This is a genomic window from Modicisalibacter sp. 'Wilcox' (assembly GCF_010993675.1).
Taxonomy (GTDB): domain Bacteria; phylum Pseudomonadota; class Gammaproteobacteria; order Pseudomonadales; family Halomonadaceae; genus Modicisalibacter; species Modicisalibacter tunisiensis.
On the sequence record NZ_WNXF01000024.1, the window covers coordinates 1 to 16,286 of the forward strand.

General features: G+C 66.8%; 16 protein-coding genes and 2 tRNA genes. 10 read left to right on the forward strand and 8 right to left on the reverse strand.

Annotated elements, in window-relative coordinates; all coding sequences use genetic code 11:
• The first annotated feature begins 75 nt into the window (after nt 1–75).
• The 8 genes from G7A98_RS15995 to G7A98_RS16030 all read left to right on the forward strand — a co-directional run bounded on the left by G7A98_RS15995 (nt 76) and on the right by G7A98_RS16030 (nt 8,000).
• Nucleotides 76–843 (forward strand): amino acid ABC transporter ATP-binding protein, encoded by a 768-nt coding sequence (locus G7A98_RS15995; protein WP_163650692.1) that lies wholly within the window; start codon nt 76–78, stop codon nt 841–843.
• Between the two features lie 71 nt (nt 844–914).
• Nucleotides 915–1,703, forward strand: a complete 789-nt coding sequence (locus G7A98_RS16000) for a transporter substrate-binding domain-containing protein (RefSeq protein WP_224420941.1) — start codon at nt 915–917, stop codon at nt 1,701–1,703.
• Between the two features lie 89 nt (nt 1,704–1,792).
• On the forward strand, nt 1,793–2,497 hold the full coding sequence (locus G7A98_RS16005) for an ABC transporter permease subunit (RefSeq protein ID WP_163650679.1): 705 nt from the start codon (nt 1,793–1,795) through the stop codon (nt 2,495–2,497).
• A gap of 10 nt (nt 2,498–2,507) precedes the next feature.
• Nucleotides 2,508–3,239, forward strand: coding sequence for an ABC transporter permease subunit (locus G7A98_RS16010; RefSeq protein WP_163650680.1), 732 nt, complete (start codon nt 2,508–2,510; stop codon nt 3,237–3,239).
• Between the two features lie 15 nt (nt 3,240–3,254).
• Nucleotides 3,255–4,712, forward strand: a complete 1,458-nt coding sequence (locus tag G7A98_RS16015; RefSeq protein WP_163650681.1) for an aldehyde dehydrogenase family protein — start codon at nt 3,255–3,257, stop codon at nt 4,710–4,712.
• Between the two features lie 219 nt (nt 4,713–4,931).
• Nucleotides 4,932–5,372 carry a translesion error-prone DNA polymerase V autoproteolytic subunit gene (gene umuD / locus G7A98_RS16020; protein ID WP_224420938.1) on the forward strand — a complete coding sequence of 147 codons (441 nt, stop codon included), beginning with the start codon at nt 4,932–4,934 and terminating at the stop codon, nt 5,370–5,372.
• A gap of 7 nt (nt 5,373–5,379) precedes the next feature.
• The gene (locus tag G7A98_RS16025; RefSeq protein WP_163650682.1) at nt 5,380–6,657 is read left to right on the forward strand and encodes a Y-family DNA polymerase; all 1,278 of its coding nucleotides are present in this window, start codon (nt 5,380–5,382) and stop codon (nt 6,655–6,657) included.
• Between the two features lie 902 nt (nt 6,658–7,559).
• Nucleotides 7,560–8,000, forward strand: coding sequence for a DUF411 domain-containing protein (locus tag G7A98_RS16030; protein WP_163650683.1), 441 nt, complete (start codon nt 7,560–7,562; stop codon nt 7,998–8,000).
• A gap of 119 nt (nt 8,001–8,119) precedes the next feature.
• Here G7A98_RS16030 and norR read toward each other — a convergent pair whose 3' ends face one another.
• Nucleotides 8,120–9,643 carry a nitric oxide reductase transcriptional regulator NorR gene (gene norR / locus G7A98_RS16035; protein WP_163650684.1) on the reverse strand — a complete coding sequence of 508 codons (1,524 nt, stop codon included), beginning with the start codon at nt 9,641–9,643 and terminating at the stop codon, nt 8,120–8,122.
• Nucleotides 9,644–9,808: 165 nt separating this feature from the next.
• Here norR and ytfE point away from each other — a divergent pair, with 165 nt between their 5' ends.
• The gene (gene ytfE / locus G7A98_RS16040) at nt 9,809–10,465 is read left to right on the forward strand and encodes an iron-sulfur cluster repair protein YtfE (RefSeq protein WP_163650685.1); all 657 of its coding nucleotides are present in this window, start codon (nt 9,809–9,811) and stop codon (nt 10,463–10,465) included.
• A gap of 78 nt (nt 10,466–10,543) precedes the next feature.
• The gene (locus tag G7A98_RS16850) at nt 10,544–11,683 is read left to right on the forward strand and encodes a methyl-accepting chemotaxis protein (RefSeq protein ID WP_163650686.1); all 1,140 of its coding nucleotides are present in this window, start codon (nt 10,544–10,546) and stop codon (nt 11,681–11,683) included.
• A gap of 432 nt (nt 11,684–12,115) precedes the next feature.
• On the opposite strand, the gene G7A98_RS16050 is transcribed toward G7A98_RS16850, so the two are convergent.
• The 7 genes from G7A98_RS16050 to G7A98_RS16080 all read right to left on the reverse strand — a co-directional run bounded on the left by G7A98_RS16050 (nt 12,116) and on the right by G7A98_RS16080 (nt 16,285).
• Nucleotides 12,116–12,203, reverse strand: a tRNA-Ser gene (locus G7A98_RS16050).
• 93 nt (nt 12,204–12,296) lie between these two features.
• On the reverse strand, nt 12,297–12,803 hold the full coding sequence (locus G7A98_RS16055; RefSeq protein ID WP_163650687.1) for a YiiD C-terminal domain-containing protein: 507 nt from the start codon (nt 12,801–12,803) through the stop codon (nt 12,297–12,299).
• A 4-nt stretch (nt 12,804–12,807) separates the two neighbouring features.
• A complete protein-coding gene (locus G7A98_RS16060) occupies nt 12,808–13,368 on the reverse strand; it encodes a nitroreductase family protein (RefSeq protein WP_163650688.1) in 561 nt (186 codons plus the stop codon).
• A 52-nt stretch (nt 13,369–13,420) separates the two neighbouring features.
• Nucleotides 13,421–14,251, reverse strand: a complete 831-nt coding sequence (gene queF / locus G7A98_RS16065) for an NADPH-dependent 7-cyano-7-deazaguanine reductase QueF (RefSeq protein ID WP_163650689.1) — start codon at nt 14,249–14,251, stop codon at nt 13,421–13,423.
• Nucleotide 14,252: 1 nt separating this feature from the next.
• Entirely contained in the window at nt 14,253–15,026 is a 774-nt protein-coding gene (locus G7A98_RS16070; protein ID WP_163650690.1) for an ABC transporter permease, read from the reverse strand.
• Nucleotides 15,023–15,991: an ABC transporter ATP-binding protein gene (locus tag G7A98_RS16075; protein ID WP_163650691.1), complete on the reverse strand. Its 969-nt coding sequence runs from the start codon at nt 15,989–15,991 to the stop codon at nt 15,023–15,025. The genes G7A98_RS16070 and G7A98_RS16075 overlap by 4 nt, the downstream gene beginning before the upstream one ends.
• Before the next feature lie 219 nt (nt 15,992–16,210).
• Nucleotides 16,211–16,285, reverse strand: a tRNA-Gly gene (locus tag G7A98_RS16080).
• Nucleotide 16,286 lies beyond the last annotated feature (1 nt).

Genomic DNA, 16,286 nt, shown 5'->3' on the forward strand with positions numbered 1-16,286 from the left:
TGGCGATATTCGCTATATTGCCATGCAGTTCAGTAGGTTAGAAGCATTCCTGGGGGCCGGTCTCACGGATTCAGGATCGACAACAACGCTCCGGCCGTCGAGGCGCGCCATCTGGTCAAGCGCTACGGCGAGCTGGAAGTGCTCAGGGACATCTCGCTGACCGTGAACGAAGGCAGCGTGGTCTCGATCATCGGCTCCAGCGGTTCCGGCAAGAGCACCCTGCTGCGCTGCATGAATCTGCTCGAGCGCCCCGACGGCGGCCGCCTGACCATCGCCGGCGAGACCCTGGACTTCGGCAGCGGCGCGCGCGACGCCGGCCTCGACCGGCGCCGGCTGCAGCACCTGCGCGCCCGGGTGAGCATGGTCTTCCAGCAGTTCAACCTCTGGCCCCACCTCACCGTGCTCGGCAACGTCATCGAGGCCCCGCTGCGCGTGCGCGGCCTGCGCCGCCGCGAGGCCGTGGCGATCGGCGAGCACTACCTGGAACGGGTGGGACTCGCCGACAAGCGCGACCAGTACCCCGCCTACCTCTCCGGCGGCCAGCAGCAGCGCGTGGCGATCGCCCGGGCGCTGGCCATGGAGCCGCGCGTGCTGCTGTTCGACGAGCCAACCTCGGCCCTCGACCCGGAGCTGGTCAGCGAGGTGCTCGGCGTGATCCGCGGGCTCGCCGACGAGGGCCGCACCATGCTGCTGGTCACCCACGAGATGCGCTTCGCGCGCGACGTCTCCCATCAGGTGGTGTTCCTCCACCAGGGGCTCGTCGAGGAGACCGGCACATCGCGCGAGGTGTTCGAGAACGCCGCCAGCGAGCGCTGCCGGCAGTTCGTCGCCGGCGCGGCATGACTTCGTGCAATGTCCGACGGCATTGCCTTTCTTCGGGCCCGAGGGCCCGCGACAACAATGATGGGGAAACCATGATGACCAAGACCCTGACCCGAAGCCTGATCCATACCGCCGGCATCGCCGCCCTGGCCCTGTCCGCCACCACGGCCCCGGCCGCCGAGCCGCTCAAGATCGGCATCTCGGCGGAGCCCTACCCGCCGTTCACCTACAAGGACGCCGACGGCAGCTGGACCGGCTTCGAGGTAGAGCTCGGCCAGGCCCTGTGCGATCAGATGCAGGCCGACTGCGCGATCACGCCGACCGGCTGGAGCGGCATCTTCCCGGCACTCGCCAGCGGCAAGATCGACATGATCATGAATTCGCTGTCGATCACCGACAAGCGCAAGCGGGTCATCGACTTCACCGACCCGTACTACTACACGCCGGCGGCCTACGTCACCGCCAAGGACAGTGACCTGCAGATTCCCGACGGGCTCGACGGCAAGATCCTCGGCGTGCAGGGCTCGACCACCAACGCCACCTTCGCGCGTCGCAAGCTGGCCGACACCGGCGTCGAGCTGAAGATCTACGACCGCCAGGAGCAGGCCAACCGCGACCTGCTGGCCGGCCGCGTCGATGCCATTCTCGCCGACAAGATCGCCATGACCGAATTCGTCAAGCGCGACGAGGCACAGGGCTACGAGATCCGTGCCACCGCGCCCCACGACCCGGCCTTCGGCGAGGGGGTGGGCATCGGCCTGCGCCAGGAGGACGACGCCCTGCGCAAGAAGCTCAACACCGCCATCGCCAGCGTGCTGGAAAGCGGCCAGTGTGCCGAACTTTCGCAGAAATATTTCAATACCGACATCTGCAGCGACTGAAGATCGCCGCCGGAGCCGCGCTCCCCGGCGAACGGCCCGCCCGCCAGTGAATGGCGGCGGGCCCCTCTTCATCGACCAAGGCTGCAACCATGTCTAGCTATCAGAATGCCGGGCTGCTCGACTGGGCGGCCCCGATCCTGCACGGCGCCCTGGTGACCCTCGAGATCGCCCTGCTGGCCTACGCCATCGGCCTCGGCCTGGGGCTGCTGGGCGCCGGCGCCCGACTCAGCGCCTGGCCGCCACTGCGTGCCCTGGGGACGCTCTACTCCACGCTGGTTCGCGCCGTGCCCGAACTGCTGCTGATCATCCTGCTCTACTACGCCGGCACCCAGGCACTCAATGCCCTGCTGAATGCACTGGGTGACGACACCCATGTCGAGATCGGCGGCTTCGTCTGTGCGGTCGGCGTGCTGGCCTTCGTCCAGGGCGCCTACATGACCGAGGTGTTCCGGGGCGCCATCCTGGCCATCCCCCGCGGTCAGCTGGAGGCCGCCGATGCCTACGGTTTCACCCGCTGGACGCGCTTTCACCGCATCGTGGTGCCCGCCATGCTGCCCAATGCCCTGCCGGGCATGTCCAACCTGTGGCTGATCCTCGTGAAGGACACCGCGCTGATCAGCGTGGTGGGCTTCGAGGAGCTGTTCTTCACCGCCCAGCAGGCGGCGGCCAGCACCCGCGACTACTTTCTCTTCTACGCCGCCGCCGGCGCGCTCTATCTGGTGATGACGCTGGGCTCCAACGCCCTCTTCGCCCGGGCGGAGCGCCACGTGCGCCGCGGCCAGCCGGGCCTCTAGGAGGGCAACGATGGACTTTTCCTGGCTTTCCGACCCCTTCTACCAGCGGTACCTGTGGACGGGCTTCGTCAACACCCTGTGGCTGGTGGCGGTCTCCGGCACGCTGGGCCTGGCGCTGGCCGTCGCCCTGGCCCTGGCCCGGATTCAGGGGCCGCGCCCGCTGGCGATGCTGGTGCACGGCTTCACCACGGTGATCCGCGGCACGCCGCTGCTGGTCCAGCTGTTCTTCTTCTACGACGGCGTCGGCCGCCTGCTGCCGGAAATCCCCGGCGTGCGCGACAGCCTGATCTGGCCGATGCTGCGCGATCCCTTCTTCTACGGCGCGCTGACCTTCACCATCAGCGTCGGCGCCTATACCGGCGAGGTGATCCGCGGCGCCCTGCTCAGCGTGCCCGACGGCGAACTGACCGCCGGGCGCGCCTTCGGCCTGAGCCGCTGGCAGATTCTCCATCGCCTGTGGCTGCCCCGCGCCTTCCAGCTGTGCCTGCCGACGCTGACCGGCGAGGCGATCCTGCTGCTCAAGTCGGTACCGCTGGTCTCGACCATCGCCATGATGGATCTGCTCAAGGCGGCCAATCTGGTGCGCGACGAGACGTTTCTGGTCTACGAACCGCTGCTGCTGATCGCCGGCATCTACATCGCCCTGACGCTGATCCTCACCGGCGCGATGCGCCTCATCGAACATCGATTCCCGGGCGCGCGACCGGCGGCGATACGCCGCCGGCGCCTGCTGCCCGGCTAGCCTGAGGCCCCCAGAATGTCCGACTCCCTTCATCAGTTCATCGATGGCCGCTGGGTGACCAGCCGGGCCACCCGCCGCCTGGCGATCATCGACCCCTATCGCGAGACCCTCCTGGGACATGTCACCGCCGGCGATGCCCGTGACGTCGAGGCCGCGGTCGCCGCGGCCCGTCGTGCCCTGCCCGCCTGGCGGGAGCGGCCCGGCAGCGAGCGCGCCGCCTATCTCGACGCCATGGCCGATGCGCTGGCCGGCCGCCATGCCGGCCTCGTGGAAACCATCGCCCGCAACGGCGGCAAGCCCCTCGGCGAAGCCGCCATCGACGTCGACGATGCCGTCGCCTGCTACCGCTACTACGCCACGCAGGCGCGAGACCTGGATGCCCGCCAGGGCGAGGTCGTGCCGATCGAGGCCGACGGCATCCGGGCTCGCGGCTATCGCAACCCGGTGGGCGTGGCGGGGCTGATCACGCCCTGGAACTTCCCCCTGGTGACCGGCGCCTGGAAGCTCGCCCCGGCGCTGGCCGCCGGCTGCACGGTGGTCTTCAAGCCTTCCGAGGTCGTGCCGCTGCCCGAGCAGGCGATCGCCGAGATCGCCGCGGCGATCGCCCTGCCGCCCGGCGTGCTCAACCTGGTCAACGGCGATGCCGAGGGGGTGGGCATCCCGTTGAGCCGTCATCCCGGCATCGACAAGCTCTCCTTCACCGGCAGCAACCGTGCCGGCGAGGCCGTCATGCGCGCCGCCGCCGCGGGCACCCGCAACCTGTCCCTGGAACTGGGCGGCAAGTCGCCGATCCTGGTGCTCGACGACGCCGATGTCGACCAGGCCGCCGAGCTGGTGATGAACGGCCTGTTCTTCAATGCCGGGCAGATGTGCTCGGCCACCTCGCGCCTGCTGGTCCATCGCGCGCTCGCCGAGCCGCTTCACGACGCCCTGGCGAGCCGCATCGACGCCCTGGTACTCGGCGACCCGCTGGAGAGCGCGACCACGCTCGGCCCCCAGGTCAACGACCGGCAGCGGGCACGGGTCATGCAGTATCTGGCCATCGCCCGGGAGGAAGGCCTCACGGCGGTACGCGATCCACGCCATCGTGACCTGCCCGGGCACGGCTACTTCATCGCGCCGACGCTCTATCGCGACGTCCCCGTCACCAGCCGACTCTGGCGCGAGGAGATCTTCGGCCCGGTGCTCTGCACGCGATCGGTGGACGACGACGCCGAGGCGATCGCGCTGGCCAACGACAGCGATTTCGGCCTCGCCGCCAGCGTGGTCGGCGGTGACGCCGACCGCGCCGCCTCGGTCGCCCGGCGGCTCGAGGCCGGCAATGTGTGGATCAACACCGACCAGCTCGCCCCGCCCCAGGGCGCCTGGGGGGGCGTCAAGCGCAGCGGCCTCGGCCGCGAGCTGGGCCCTCTGGGGCTGGCCGCCTTTCAGGAAGTCCAGCAGCTTTATTGGCCCGGCACAGGGCCCGCCTGAACGCGGCCCGCTCGAAGCCGCGCAGGCGATCCACCGGGTACTCTCACGACTACTCTCAATAGCCCCACCGCCGGTGGGGCCCATGCAAAATGTCCGTCACCGCCGACAATACGTCGCTCGAGCAGCGGGGGGATGACCCGGCACGCCAGGGTTGCCATGACAGGAATTCCGCCGAATACTGTATATAAATACAGCTTTCGAAACGACAGGGATTCGGCCATGTCGCGACACGCTCTCTATCGCCCCCGGCAACCGGCCATGCCGCTTGCCCTGCCCGTCTCCACGATCCGCATCCGCGCCGGCCTCAGCGGCTTTCCCTCGCCGGCCCAGGACTACGCGAGCGACCGGCTCGACCTCAACGCACACCTGGTCAAGCGCCCCAGTGCCACCTTCTTCATGCGCGTGAGCGGCGACAGCATGGACGGCTTCGGCATGCACGAGGACGACCTGCTGATCATCGATCGCTCGCTGGACCCGCGCCCCGGGCACATGGTGGCCGCCCTCGTCGACGGCGAAATCATCGTCAAGCGCTACGAGATGCATCACGGCCGCCCCTGTCTCGTCTCCGGCAATCCGCGCTATGCCCCGATCCCCCTTGTCGAGCACGACTGCCAGATCTGGGGCGTGGTCCGCGCCGTGATTCACCAGTACCCGGTGTGAGGCGGTCATGTTCGGCCTGGTCGACTGCAACAACTTCTACGTCAGCTGCGAGCGCGTCTTCCAGCCACGCCTGGAAGGCACCCCGGTGGGCGTGCTTTCCAACAACGACGGCTGTGTCATCGCCCGCTCGGAGGAACTCAAGGCGCTGGGCGTGGGGATGGGCGTCCCGGCCTTTCGGTTGCGCGACCTGACGACACGCCACGGCGCGGTATTGCTCTCGTCCAACTACGAGCTCTACGGCGACATGTCCGCCCGGGTTCAGGCGGTGCTCGAGGAGCTTGCCCCGGGGGTCGAGCCCTACTCGATCGACGAGATGTTCGTGCGCTTCGACGGTCTCGATGCCGACGGCACGCTCGCCCTGGCGCGCAGGCTGCATCGACGGGTGCGCCAGTACACCGGCATTCCGGTGTCCGTGGGAGTCGCGCCCACGCGTACCCTGGCCAAGCTGGCCAACCGCGCGGCCAAGAAGGAGGAGCATGACGGCGTCTGCGTGCTCACCGCCGACGGCCCCGAAACCCGGGCGCTGCTTTCGCGCACCGACCTGAAGGAGATCTGGGGTGTCGGCCGACGGCTGGCGGAACGCCTGTTCCTGGCGGGCATCCGCACCGCCGCGCAGCTGCGCCATGCCGCCTCCCGCGCGATTCGCCGGCGCTTCGGCGCCCCGCTCTCGCGTACCGTGCTGGAATTGCGCGGCATTGCGGCAATCGAGATGAACGACACCGCTGCAACCAGACAGCGCATCATGACCTCGCGCAGCTTCGGGCAGCTGATCCATGAACTCGGGGAGCTGCGCGAGGCGATTCGACAGCACGCCCAGCGGGGTGCGGAAAAGCTGCGGCAGCAGCGCAGCCTGTGCCGTGCGGTGCAGGTGTTTCTCCGCACCCCTCCCCACCGAGTGGATCTGCCTCAGTACGCACCGAGCCTCGTCATCGAGATGGATCACCCCACCGACGACAGCCGCTTGATCCTGCAGGCGGCGCTGGCTGCGCTCGAGCGCATTCACCGTCGGGGGTATCGGTTCCTGAAGGGCGGCGTGATGCTGCTCGACCTGATCGATGCCGACCATCACCAGCTGTCGCTGCTCGATGCGCCGCAGGGCGATTCCGAGCGGCGACGCAGTGAAGCGCTGATGGCCACGCTGGACCGCCTCAACCGGCACCTGGGACGCGATACCGTGGCCTTCGGCATGCCCCGCCCCGGCGCCGCCTGGCCGCTGCGCTGCGCGAACCGCAGCCACCGCTGGACGACCCGCTGGGCGGAACTGCCCGTGGCGAAGGTCCACTGAGCGTCATGCATGAGCAAAGAAAAGGCCTGCCCCTCTCGGAGCAGGCCTTCAATCGTCGCGCCTCCCTGCAAGCTCACCACAAGCGTCCTGCTCGTGCATCCCTGGCATTGCGAGCGTCCTGTGCCCGTTCTTCCCTGGCCGGCGTCCCTGTCCAGTCCCACCCTACATGCCTTGCCCGGCGGCCTGTAGATAACCCATGTTAAGAAATACGCAAAATGGTTAATTCGTCTTAGTGGATTTGCCACTTTTCCGCCCGACAGGATCACGACGGCCGCCTCGCCCGCGAGCCTGGTGGCGAGGATTGCATCGTCCGGGCGTCTCGGGTTCAATGAGCTCGACGCCTCGGGGAGCCCGCCATGCCATTGCGGACCTGGACATTGCCGAACCGACAGACCCGGCCACGCCTGCTGGCGCTGCCGCTGGTCCTGCTGCTGGTCCTGGTCACGCTCCCCACGAGCCACGCAGCCACGCTTACCTGCCGGAACGACTGTTCCCCGCTTCAGGGCAAGATGCTCGCCCAGGGACAGACGCCGGACATGCAGGCGGACTGCGGCTCGGCTTGTGCGCCTCCCGTGGCCTCGTTACAGCCCGCGGTCACGCCCCCGTTCGCTCGCCCGCTCATGGCCGCCGTCACCGTGAGCGAACATGTCCCCGAGCCCCCGCGTCGCCCTCCCAGAGCCTGAGTTCCCCCGCCCGACAGCCTCTGGCGGCCGGACAAGGCCAACTGGCATCCGCTCACCGGCAGCCGTGTCGCGAGCGCCAGGCTCCGCTCACGATCTCCTGTCGTGCCGTGCCCCATGGCGGTCGGATGAACTGATGCTCCGTGCCGCCCTGCGGCGTCTCGAACCCCACATTACACCCCACATCACAGACTTGTTTATCGTCAACGAGGGTTATCCCGCATGAAAATCACTCTGTCTCGCCTTCTGATCACTACCGGCCTGCTGATGGGCGCCACCAGTGCCAATGCCGCCCTGCCGCACGAAGCCACTCTGTACAAGAACCCGCAATGCGGTTGCTGCGATGGCTACGCCCGTCACCTGGAAGACATGGGGGTCGACGTCACCATCGTCGACGACCGAGAACTCGCCGGAATCAAGAAGGCCGCCGGCGTCCCCTATGGCCTGGGCGCCTGTCACACCGTCAAGATGGGCGACTACACCATCGAAGGCCATGTGCCGCTGGCGGCGGTAAAGGCCCTATTCGAGCAGCAGCCCGAAATCGACGGCATCGGACTGGCCGGCATGCCGAGCGGCACTCCCGGCATGCCGGGGCCGCAGCAGGAACCCTACAAGGTCTACCAGTTCCAGAATCAGGAGGCCTCCCCCTTCATGACGCTGTGACGCAGCCGTAAAACGCCGATGCCCGTCGGCTCGGCTCGCCAACGGGCATCGGCAGGAATGACAATGCCGGCATGATCGGGGGCACGGACGATCCCATCGGTCGGTTGTCGAAGAACCTTCTATTTCAACCCCAGACGCCGGGCCAGCTTGTGCAGATTGCTGGGATCGACCTCCAGGCGGCGGGCGGCCGCTGCCCAGCGCCCCTGGCAGTCCCCGAGAGCCTCGCGAATGGCCCGTCGCTGGGCATGCTCCACGCGCTCGCGCAGGGTGGCCGGAACGGATTCCTCCGTGCGCTCCGGGTCTTCGAGAACGCCTCTCCCGTTTTCCATCAAGGGCAGATCGAGCCACTCCGGCTCCAGCGTCACGATGTCGTCACGCCGAGCGCCCTGGCTCAAGGCCTTGATCGCCGCACGGCTGATCACGTGCTCCAGTTCACGTACATTGCCGGGCCAGTCATAGCGCGACAGCGCCGCCTCCGATTCAGGCGAGAGACGCAGGCTGCGTACCCCGAGCCGGGTACGATTGATCTCCAGGAAGTGGCCGGCCAGTATCAGCACGTCGCTGCCTCGTTCGCGCAGGGGCGGGATCGCCACCGGATAGACCGACAGCCGGTGATAGAGATCGGCACGGAAGCTGCCCTCGCGCACCGCCTCGCCCAGGTGCCGGTTGGTGGCGGCGATGATGCGCACATCGACACGCCGCGGAACGTCCTCTCCCAGTCGCTGGACCTCCCCCTCCTGCAGGGCACGCAACAGCTTGGCCTGGACCGGCAACGACAGTTCGCCCACCTCGTCGAGCAGCAGGGTACCGCCGTCGGCCGCTTCGAAGCGCCCGGCGCGCTCGGCCGTGGCACCGGAGAAGGCGCCCTTCACATGGCCAAACAGCTCGCTCTCGGCCAGCGACTCCGGCAGCGCGGCGCAGTTGACCTGGACCAGCGGCGCGGCGTGACGCGCGGAGCGGCGGTGAAGGCGTCGGGCGAAGAGCTCCTTGCCGACACCGGTCTCGCCATGCAACAGCACCGCAAGGTCCGAAGCGGCCACCACATCGAGCTCTCGCAACAGCCGCTTCAAGACGGCGCTATGGCCGAGGATGTCCCGGGCGTCGGGTACCGCCAGCGGCAGGCCACTCTCCGGCTGGGCCATGCGCAGGGCTCGCAGGTCACGCTCCAGGCGACTGACCCGCACCGCCGCCTCGATCAGCAACGCATAGCGCTCCAGGGCCATCCGATCGGCGGCATCGAAGGTCCCAGCCTCCAGGGCATCCAGCGTCAGTGCCCCCCAGGGCTCGCCCTCGACGTGCAGGCTGACCCCCATGCAGTCATGGACATGCAGCGGCTGGCCGGGCTGCTGCTCCACCAGGCCATCGTAGGGGTCGGGCAGGCCGGCATCGGACGGAAAGAGGGTGGGGCGCCGGCTGGCCAGGATGGTGGCGAGGCGCGGATGCTGGGCCACCTCGAAGCGTCGCCCCAGCGCCTCGCGCACCAGGCCATCCACGGCCACCGGCACCAGTCTGCCCTCCTCCAGGCGCAGCAGACAGACGGCGCCGCAGCAAAATCCCTCGCGCAGGGTTCGCACCAGACGCTGCAGCCGCACGGCGCTGGGCAGATCGGCAACCAGGTCCGCCAGCAGGGTCTCATCGAGCATGGTGATTGATACCTTTAAGGGTTCAATCTACCCTAATCGATCTGGGTATATTTCACCATCCCGGCCTCGAGGCCCCACAAAATGGGCCTCCGCGAACTGGCATGCCGATTGCTAATAAAGAGTACATGCCTTCCCTGCCACACACCCAGCCAAGGAACGACCGCCATGAACCTGATCGAACAGAGCGTCGGCCGCACCGCCCTCACCCTGCCCGGCGCGACCCGGATATTCCACGACCACAACATCGACTTCTGCTGCGGCGGTCGCATCAGCCTGCGCGAGGCCGCCGAGCGGGCGGGCCTGGCCCCCGAGGCTCTGGTCGCCGAGCTCGAAACGCTGGCGAAGGGCGAGAGCGACGAGCGCGACTGGCAGTCGGCCAGCAACGACGAGCTGATCGACCATATCCTGAGCCGCTATCACGACGTTCACCGCCAGCAGCTGCCCGAGCTGATCCGCATGGCACGCCGCGTCGAACACGTTCACGGTAGCCGTGATACCTGCCCTGACGGCCTGGCCGACTTGCTCACCGAGCTCCATCAGGAGATGGAGAGCCACATGCAGAAGGAGGAGCAAATCCTCTTCCCCATGCTGCGCCAGGGCATGGGCGCACAGGCCCGGGACCCCATCGCGGTGATGCGCCAGGAACACGGCGACCACGGCGAACACCTCGAGCGGCTGATGGCACTGACCGACGACATCACCGTCCCGAAGGGCGCCTGCACCACCTGGCGAGCGCTCTATGCCGGACTGCGCGAGTTCCGCGACGACTTGATGCAGCACATCCACCTGGAGAACAACCTGCTGTTCGAACGCGCCGGCTGACACATCCTCCACCGACGGGGGCCCCGCGCCCCCTGTCGGGAAGCCGTGCCCCCTGCCTCAGCCCCATCCGGAGACCGCATGCGATTCTTTCGACGTAGCCCATCGTCTGCTCGAGATGCCACGAATGCCACCACCGACGCGCTGCGCGCCGAGCGCGATCATCTTCAAGCCCGCATCGACACCCTGGAGTCCGAACAGCGGTTGCACCAGCACCTGTTCACCAACCTCACCGGGTTCGGCGACTCCGTGGTCGCCCTGCGCGAGTCCTTCTCGGACCTCTCGGAGCTGCTGAAGGGCAACCGGCAGGTCACCGACTTCACGACCAGCGAATCGAAGCGCAGCCAGGACGCCCTGAATGCCATGGTCGATGAGCTGCGCGCTCTCAATGCCCGCATCGGTCAGGCCGCCGAACAGGTCACCTCGCTGCGCTGCGATGCAGGTCGCATCGACAACTTTGTCACCGTCATCAACGACATCTCCATGCAGACCACCCTGCTGGCCTTCAACGCCAGCATCGAAGCGGCCCGGGCCGGCGATGCCGGCCGTGGTTTCGCGGTGGTGGCCACCGAGGTTCGTCAGCTCGCCCGGCGCACCAACGACGCCACCGACGAGATCGGCGGGTTCAACGGCAGCATTCTGGACCAGGCCGATCAGGTCGACGGCGTGATGGACGACAATGCCCGCAAGGCTGAGCGTCTGAGCGCCGAGGCCAGCCGCGTGATGCAGCGCACCGACCAATTGCTGGAACTGAGCGACGAAAGCAGCCAGGCGCTGGCCTTCTCGGCCATGCTCAGCGAAGTCGAGCTGGCCAACCTGGAAGAGCTGGAAATCAAGCTGGAGGTCTATCGTATCCTCATGGGTCTCTCGGACAAGACGGCCGCGGATCTACCCGACGAAACCCAGTGCGCCCTGGGCCGCTGGTACTATTCGGGAACGGCAAGCCAGCAATTCTATAGTGACACGGACTTTCAGGCGCTGGAGGCACGGCACCGTGAAGTACACCAGCGCGCCATCGAAGCCGTGACCCTTTACCAGGAGGGGCGCATGGATGCGGCAATGGACGCCCTGGCGACGATGGAGTCCGCGAATCTGGATGTCATGAAACGGCTGCGCTACATCATGCGCAAGTATCGTCCGGATATGCACCAAACCAGCCTCGCCACGGCCGAACCGACGTCGGCCACCCCGGTCCCCGACGCATTGCCGGCAGGCGCATGAATGCCCCCAGTCGGTCGGTTCCGGGCGCATGCCATTCGCACCCTCGTCATCTGTGGAGGTCCGGCGGCATATACTCAGGGACACGGCGCTGGAACGCGACGCCTCTCATTCTTGTAGGCAAAATCCTACAGATCTTCATAACATGGGTTATTCATCACCGAGTTTAAATTCGGCAATATCACCCTCGTTGGGCAGGAAGCCCAGCTCAGGGAAGAACGAGCCAGGATGGCTCAGGTTGCCAGGGATGCGCGGGCAGGACGCCCGCGAAAGAGCATCAAGGAAGACGGCGCTCGAAGCGCTCAAGAAAGCCCGATGAAAGCCTGGACTGGCCCGGCCCCTGCCTCAGGGGTCCGGGCTTTCTTTATTGTGGGTAGAGTTGCAGGTACGGAAAAAGAAAAGGCCGCTGGAATCAGCGGCCTTCTCGATATTCTATGGCGGAGGGGGAGGGATTCGAACCCTCGAAGCCTTTCGACTTACACACTTTCCAGGCGTGCTCCTTCGACCACTCGGACACCCCTCCGCAAATTGTCGCCCTGCGCGCCGGCTTGGTTTCGGCGTCAGAACGGCGCATATAGTAACGAGCTAACCCCGCGATTGCAAGCGGTTTTCCGGATCAATCCCGCAGCGGGAGTATGGCGTAGTCGCCCTGCGCTTCCAGGCAGCAGGTATCGCCGACACTCAGCCGTTGCACCAGGGGCAGCCGCCCCTTGCCGCGCTCGGCCAGACGAGCCTGCAAACCATCCACGGCATCCGCTGTAGCGGGACGGCATTCGAGCCGGTAATCGCCGGTCACCGGTGCCAGGTAGCGCTGCTCCGCGCTGGCGACGACCACGTCCTGCGCCCGGCCCTGGCCTCGCAGCCAGAGGGTCGTCCAGCACCAGCCGATCAGCGTGGTCTGTGCCGCCAGCGAGCCGCCGAAGCCGCTGCCCTTGTCGTTGAGGTTGGGCGCGAGGGACAGGTACCAGACCAGGGTGTCGCCCTGCCACGTCATGCGCTTGAGCCCCAGGTGCGCCACCAGCGGGATGGCCTGCTGCAGCCAGTCCTGAAAGGCGTCCAGGTCTTCGGCCTGCGACGTCTCGGGCAGGGGCAGTCGGGGGTAGGGTTGGCCGATTTCGCGCATACGATCAGTCCCAGCGCTCGACGAAGTCCGCCGGGTCGCGCCGGGGTGGCGTCGGCAGGCGACCGCCGGGCTGCCCCAGGTAGAGGAAGCCGACCAGTTCGTCGTGCTCGCCCAGCCCCAGGCCGCGCCGCACCGTCCTGTCGAAGGCGAAGCTGCCGGTGCGCCACATGGCGCCGAGCCCCATCGCCTGGGCGGCAAGCAGGATGGCATGCGCGGCACAACCGGCGGACAGCACCTGCTCCACTGGCGGCACCTTGGGCTGGTCGGGGGTCACCTTGGCGATCACGGCGATGATCAGCGGGGCGCGCTTGGGCTTCTTGCGCACGGCGTCGAGCGTGGCATCGTCGATGTGCGGGTTGGCCTGGTACTCCGCCTCGGCGAACAGCTCGCCCAGGCGGTCGATGCCCGCGCCGCTGAACTCGATGAAACGCCAGGGGGTCAGGCCCTTGTGATCCGGCGCACGCAGGGCCGCCCGGTAGAGGCCATCGAGCTGTTCCCGGCTCGGCGCAGGGCCGGCCAGCTTGCCTATCGAGCTACGTTGGTGAAGCAGCGTGAGTGCATCCATGGCGCAACCTCTCTACAAACAAGAATATTTCTCGTCAATGTACCCCATTCGCTCACTGTCGTGCCAGCCGCAGCGGCTGCGGCGGCCGTTCGCCCGGGGTCGCCCGCCAGGGGCTGATGTCCAGCCCGCCGCGGCGCACGTAACGCGCCATCACCAGCAGGCGTTCGGGCCGCGCCCGGGCCATGAGGTCGGTGAAGATATGCTCGACGCAGTGCTCGTGGAAATCCTGATGCTGGCGGAAGCCGATCAGGTAGCGCAGCAGGCCTTCACGGTCGAGGCGCGGCCCGCGATAGCGGATAAGCACGCTGCCCCAGTCGGGCTGGCCGGTCACCGGGCAGTTGGACTTGAGCAGGTGCGAGTGCAGGGTCTCCTCGACGACCTCCCCCTCGGCACGCAGGCAATCCGGATTCGGCGTGTAGCGGTCGACGGCGATATCGAGCCCGTCGATGCATTCGCCGGGCAACGCGCGAGGCATCAGCTCGGGAGCATCCACGTCCAGCAGCGCCACATCCGGGGTCGCGCCCGCCGCCTCGCCGAGATCCCTCGCCAGCGTCTCGGCCACCTGGTCACGGCCGGCGAAGCGGGTCTGGTTGAAGCCGTTGAGATAGAGCTTCCAGGACTTGGACTCGATCAGGTTCGGCGAGTCCGCCGGCAGGCGAAAGCGCGCCACGGCCACGCAGGGCTTGCCCCTGGCATTGAGCCAGGAAAGCTCGAAGGCGTGCCACTCGTCCTCGCCGACGAACGGCAGACCGCCCTTCTCGATCCCCAGTGGCGCGCGATTGGCGGCACGCGGAATCGGGTAGAGCAAGCCCGGGTCATAGCGCTCGGGATAATCCGACTCGCGCCCCAGCGGGGCATCCTTCAAGGTATCGGGACGGTTCATGTCAGCTCCGAATGCCCTTGCCGCGCTCCAGCATCCACAACGCCACGGCAAAGAAGGCCACGATGAACAGGGCCACGGCGACCAGCGCCCCACCGACCGGGATGTCGGAGACCCCGAGGATACCGTAGCGGAAGGCGTTCACCATGTAGAGGATGGGGTTGACCATCGACACCCCCTGCCAGAAGTCGGGCAGCATGTCGATCGAGTAGAAGACCCCGCCGAGATAGGTCAGCGGTGTCAGCACGAAGATCGGCACGATCGAGATGTCGTCGAACTTGTTGGCCAGCAGGGCGTTGATGAAGCCGCCGATGGAAAACAGCGCGGCGGTCATGGTCACCACCCCGATCGTCACCAGCGGATGGTGGATGGTCAGGTCGGTGAAGAACAGCGACACCAGGGTCACGATCAGGCCGACGCCCAGTCCGCGCGACATGCCGCCCAGCACGAAGCCACCGAGTATGACCCAGCTGGGCATCGGCGAGACCATCATCTCCTCGACGCTGCGCTGGAACTTGTTGGAAAAGAACGAGGAGGCCACGTTGGAATAGCTGTTGGTGATCACCGACATCATGATCAGCCCCGGCACGATGTAGGCCATGTAGCTGAAGCCGTCCATCTCGCCGACCCGGGAGCCGATCAGGTTGCCGAAGATGATGAAGTACATGGTCATGGTGATCGACGGCGGCAGCAGGGTCTGCGGCCAGATGCGGGTGAAGCGACGCACCTCCTTGACCACCAGCGTCCACAGCGCAATCAGTATCTGACGCGGATTCATGACTGGGCCTCCTTGTTGCCGGCCTCGGCCTGGCGAGCACGCGCATTGTCGCCCTCCACCATCGACACGAACAGCTCCTCGAGCCGGTTGGCGCGGTTGCGCATCGACACCACGTTCATGCCCTGCTCGGACAGCTGCCGGAAGGCCTCATTGAGCTGCTGCCCCTTGCGCAGCGACAGCGCCAGCTGGGCACGCTCTACCCGCTCCACCTCGAAGCCCTCGATCACCGGCGCGCGATCCACCGGCTCGGCCAGGTCGAGCAGGAAGGTCTCGGTGTCCAGCTCGGTCAGCAGCTCGCGCACCGAGGTGTTCTTGACGATCTCGCCATGATTGATGATGGCGATGTTGCGGCACAGGCTCTCGGCTTCCTCGAGATAGTGGGTGGTGAGGATGATGGTGGTCCCCTCCTCCCGGTTGATGCGCCGCATGTACTCCCACATGCTGCGCCGCAGCTCGATGTCCACCCCGGCGGTCGGTTCGTCGAGGATCAGCAGGCGCGGGCGATGGACCAGGGCGCGGGCGATCATCAGCCGCCGCTTCATGCCGCCGGACAGCATGCGCGCGGGGCCGTTGCGCTTGTCCCACAGGCCGAGATCCTTGAGCAGCTGCGCGCAGCGTGGCCTGGCCTCGCGCAGCGACATGCCGTAGTAGCCGGCCTGGGCCAGCACGATGTCTTCGACCTTCTCGAACTGCGAGAAGTTGAACTCCTGGGGCACCACGCCGAGATGATACTTCGCCTTGGCGAAATCCCGGTCGATGTCGATGCCGTAGATGGATACCTCGCCCGCCGTCTTCTGGACCAGCGAGCAGACAATGCCCAGCGTGGTCGACTTACCGGCCCCGTTCGGGCCCAGCAGGGCGAAGAAATCGCCTTGCGGCACATCGAGATCGATGCCCTTCAAGGCGTGAAAGCCATTGCCATAGACCTTGGTCAGGCCACGGATGGACAGTGCCGGTGTTGTCATCAAACACCCCTGTTTCGGACGATCAACGAACACGCCTCGCCATGGGCGCGACAAAGAACTACTGACATGCGGCCATTGCGGGAAAAATCAATAGCCAACGAAATATCATGGGCCGCACGCGCGCATACGCTCGGCTCGAGGCGGGCACGAGCAAGGGCCACTGGGAAAACACCCGGGCGCCAAGTGCAGAAGAATCGGGGATCGAGAAAGGATTAATCCTGGAGCGGGAAACGAGATTCGAACTCGCGACCCTCGCCTTGGCAAGGCGATGCTCTACCACTGAGCTATTCCCGCT

Excerpts from the sequence above, each read along its gene's own strand:
- G7A98_RS16000 (WP_224420941.1), top strand. The coding sequence starts at position 915 with ATGATGACCAAGACCCTGACCCGAAGCCTGATCCATACCGCCGGCATC.
- G7A98_RS16005 (WP_163650679.1), top strand. The coding sequence starts at position 1,793 with ATGTCTAGCTATCAGAATGCCGGGCTGCTCGACTGGGCGGCCCCGATC.
- G7A98_RS16010 (WP_163650680.1), top strand. The coding sequence starts at position 2,508 with ATGGACTTTTCCTGGCTTTCCGACCCCTTCTACCAGCGGTACCTGTGG.
- G7A98_RS16015 (WP_163650681.1), top strand. The coding sequence starts at position 3,255 with ATGTCCGACTCCCTTCATCAGTTCATCGATGGCCGCTGGGTGACCAGC.
- umuD (WP_224420938.1), top strand. The coding sequence starts at position 4,932 with ATGTCGCGACACGCTCTCTATCGCCCCCGGCAACCGGCCATGCCGCTT.
- G7A98_RS16025 (WP_163650682.1), top strand. The coding sequence starts at position 5,380 with ATGTTCGGCCTGGTCGACTGCAACAACTTCTACGTCAGCTGCGAGCGC.
- G7A98_RS16030 (WP_163650683.1), top strand. The coding sequence starts at position 7,560 with ATGAAAATCACTCTGTCTCGCCTTCTGATCACTACCGGCCTGCTGATG.
- norR (WP_163650684.1), bottom strand. The coding sequence starts at position 9,643 with ATGCTCGATGAGACCCTGCTGGCGGACCTGGTTGCCGATCTGCCCAGC.
- ytfE (WP_163650685.1), top strand. The coding sequence starts at position 9,809 with ATGAACCTGATCGAACAGAGCGTCGGCCGCACCGCCCTCACCCTGCCC.
- G7A98_RS16850 (WP_163650686.1), top strand. The coding sequence starts at position 10,544 with ATGCGATTCTTTCGACGTAGCCCATCGTCTGCTCGAGATGCCACGAAT.
- G7A98_RS16055 (WP_163650687.1), bottom strand. The coding sequence starts at position 12,803 with ATGCGCGAAATCGGCCAACCCTACCCCCGACTGCCCCTGCCCGAGACG.
- G7A98_RS16060 (WP_163650688.1), bottom strand. The coding sequence starts at position 13,368 with ATGGATGCACTCACGCTGCTTCACCAACGTAGCTCGATAGGCAAGCTG.
- queF (WP_163650689.1), bottom strand. The coding sequence starts at position 14,251 with ATGAACCGTCCCGATACCTTGAAGGATGCCCCGCTGGGGCGCGAGTCG.
- G7A98_RS16070 (WP_163650690.1), bottom strand. The coding sequence starts at position 15,026 with ATGAATCCGCGTCAGATACTGATTGCGCTGTGGACGCTGGTGGTCAAG.
- G7A98_RS16075 (WP_163650691.1), bottom strand. The coding sequence starts at position 15,991 with ATGACAACACCGGCACTGTCCATCCGTGGCCTGACCAAGGTCTATGGC.